Consider the following 3,227-nt stretch of genomic DNA (forward strand, 5'->3'; position numbering starts at 1 on the left):
TGCTTGGATGTCAAAGAACACTCACAAGAATGCGAAATAACAAAGACCTCTTAATATCGCCTTCCCTCATTGTGAATTCGCATTCTATAGTTTGTCAGCTTAAAATCTACTTAAATTAAAAGTGAATAGGAATTGTAACATCATCAAAATTAAGACTTCGCACATTGCACCTTCTATATCTGTGGTTTTATGGTGTAAATTTGCCACATACAACTAAATTATCCTTGTAAATGAAACTGGGGGTTATGGCACAGTCAGTAATAGCTGTCCTAGAGAAGATAATTAACCAAATTCTCATATAATGGGTAATAATAGTGATTCCACTCTCAAAGGAAACTCCATGCACAGCTCTAGTATTTTTGAAAAACTCACCCACCAGCTTAAAGAAAGCTTGGATCAAGCCCTCTCTCTAGCCCTGCACGCCAAGAACCAAGAGATCGAACCCATCCACCTTTTTTGGGCGCTCTTGAGCAATAGCCAATCTTTACTAAGTCATGCCTTGATCAAAATGGGCGTGGAGAAAACACCCCTAGAGTTAGAGGCTAGAAGTGTGGTGGACAGCTTGCCCAAGAGTTCGAGCGTGAGCGCGCAGGGGATTAGTTTGGGCAAGAATCTTCTAGACGCGTTGCATAGTGCTTTGGGTTGGAGCGTGAAAAATGGGGATCAATTTGTGGCGGTGGATAGTTTTATTAGCGCCAATGCAGAGCTTTTTAGCCATTATTTCAAGCAATTCTTAGATGTTTCAGAACTGGTTAAGACCTTGCAGGGGTTGCGCAAGGGGGCTAAAATCACCCAAGCTAGCGATGATGCCACCCTAGAGGCTCTAGAAAAATACGGGATCAATTTGACCACCAAAGCCCTAGAAAACACCCTAGACCCGGTGATCGGGCGCGATGAAGAGATTTTGCGCATGATGCAAATCTTGATTCGCAAGACTAAGAATAACCCCATCTTATTAGGCGAGCCCGGGGTGGGTAAGACCGCCATTGTGGAGGGGTTAGCCCAGCGCATTGCCAAAAAGGAAGTGCCCTTATCCTTGCAACACAAGCAAGTGGTGATGTTGGATATGAGCATGCTCATTGCCGGGGCCAAGTATCGGGGCGAGTTTGAAGAACGCCTCACAAAGGTGGTAGAAGAGGTTAAAAAAGCGGGCAATGTGATCTTATTCATTGACGAAATCCACACCATCGTGGGCGCGGGCGCGTCTGAGGGGAGCATGGATGCGGCTAATATTTTAAAGCCTGCCTTAGCGCGCGGGGAATTGCACACCATCGGGGCGACCACGCTTAAAGAGTATCGTAAATACTTTGAAAAGGACAGCGCGCTCACGCGCCGTTTTCAGCCCATCGCCCTAGAGGAGCCCAGCGTGAATGAAACCTTGCAAATTCTAAGAGGACTCAAAGAGAGTTTAGAAGCCCACCACAATGTGAGCATTACTGATAGCGCGCTAGTGGCTAGCGCCAAGCTTTCACACCGCTACATCACTAACCGCTTTTTGCCCGATAAAGCCATTGACTTGATTGACGAAGCCGCTGCCGAGTTGAAAATGCAAATCGAATCAGAACCTTACGCGCTCTCCCACACCAAAAGGCTAGTGCAACAACTAGAGGTAGAAAAACAAGCCCTCTTGATGGAGGAGAACCCCAGCAACAAGCAACGCCTAGAGGAGGTGCAAAAAGAACTTAGCAACGCGCTAGAAGAGAAGCAACGCCTAGAGGCGCAATTTGAAAACGAAAGGCGGGTATTCAAAGACATCGCGCAGGCTAAGAACAATATTGAGAGCTTGAAGCGCGAATCCGAGCTTGCCAAACGCCAATCGGAGTTTGAAAGGGCGGCTAAGATCGACCATGGCGAGATCCCTAGATTGGAGCAGGCGGTGCGCGATTTAGAAGCGCAATGGGCGCGCATGCAAGAGCATGGGAGCTTGTTACAGCACGCTGTGAGTAAGGATAGCATCGCGCGCATTGTGAGCAAGTGGACCCAAATCCCGGTACAAAAGATGTTGCAAGAGGAAAAGGATCGCATTTTACATATTGAGCAGGAGCTAACTAAGAGCGTGATCGGGCAACCCCAAGCCATTAGCGCGATTGCTAAAGCCATTAAGCGCAATAAGGCGGGTTTGAGCGATCCTAATAAACCCATTGGGAGCTTTTTATTCTTAGGACCTAGTGGGGTGGGCAAGACCCAAAGCGCTAAGACCCTAGCCCAATTTCTCTTTGATAGCCAAAAGAATTTGATCAGATTGGACATGAGCGAATACATGGAAAAGCACGCGGTGAGTCGTTTGGTGGGCGCGCCTCCCGGGTATGTGGGCTATGAAGAGGGGGGGCAACTCACTGAGGCGGTGAGGCGTAGCCCCTATAGCGTGGTGCTTTTTGATGAGATTGAAAAGGCGCACCCGGAGGTGTTTAACATGCTCTTGCAAGTGTTAGACGATGGGCGACTCACGGATAATAAGGGCGTGGTGGTGGATTTTAAAAACACCATCATTATTTTGACCAGCAATATTGCTAGCGACAAGATCATAGAGCTAGAGAATGTACATGCCAAGCACAAGGCTGAACAAGAAGTGTTAAAAGCCTATGATATTCAAAACGATCAGATCATGGAGTTGAGCGAGGAATACGACAAGCAAAAGATGGTACAAGAAGCTCTCAAAGCCTATTTCAAACCCGAGTTTTTAAACCGCCTAGATGAGATTGTGATCTTCAACCCTTTGCACATGGAAAGCATTGTGCAAATTGTGGATTTGATGTTTGCCCAAATCCAAGAAAAGCTAGGCGAGCGGGGCGTACAAATCGCTTTGAGCGATCGCGCTAAAGAGTACATCGCTAAGAGCGGTTTTGATCCCATCTATGGCGCACGCCCTTTAAAACGGGCGTTGTATGAGGAAGTAGAGGATCGCCTCGCCACGCTGCTTTTAAAGACGGATAGCACGGATTTGAGCGACAAGAGTTTCTTATTTGATGTGGAACATGATAATATTATGATCAAGGAAATTTGATGGACAATTATTATCACAGGCAAAACTCCCACCCAAAACACCCGCCCACTTATTAACACAGGCCGCACCCAACATACCACCCGCAACACACCAAAAAAACGCAAGGGAGGGAACATGGGCAGCAGTTTTTAGTAGTAAACTAGAAAGAATATCAGGGGCAGCTGCGTGTGATATGAGGGCTAGGATGGTGGTTATATGGTGATATATGACTACAATATTAAGA

Annotated in this window: 2 protein-coding genes; one reads left to right on the forward strand and one right to left on the reverse strand. The window is 46.9% G+C overall.

The window, feature by feature from the left end:
* The first annotated feature begins 340 nt into the window (after positions 1-340).
* A complete protein-coding gene (locus tag C6G87_RS08440; protein WP_104753041.1) occupies positions 341-3,004 on the forward strand; it encodes an ATP-dependent Clp protease ATP-binding subunit in 2,664 nt (887 codons plus the stop codon).
* Here the strand turns inward: C6G87_RS08440 and C6G87_RS08925 are convergent.
* Positions 2,960-3,227, reverse strand: a 268-nt coding sequence (locus tag C6G87_RS08925) for a hypothetical protein (protein ID WP_233709089.1), incomplete at its 5' end; no start/stop codon positions are given. The two genes, C6G87_RS08440 and C6G87_RS08925, sit on opposite strands and share 45 nt — an antisense overlap.

The organism is Helicobacter baculiformis, from assembly GCF_900197685.1.
Classification (GTDB): Bacteria; Campylobacterota; Campylobacteria; order Campylobacterales; family Helicobacteraceae; genus Helicobacter; species Helicobacter baculiformis.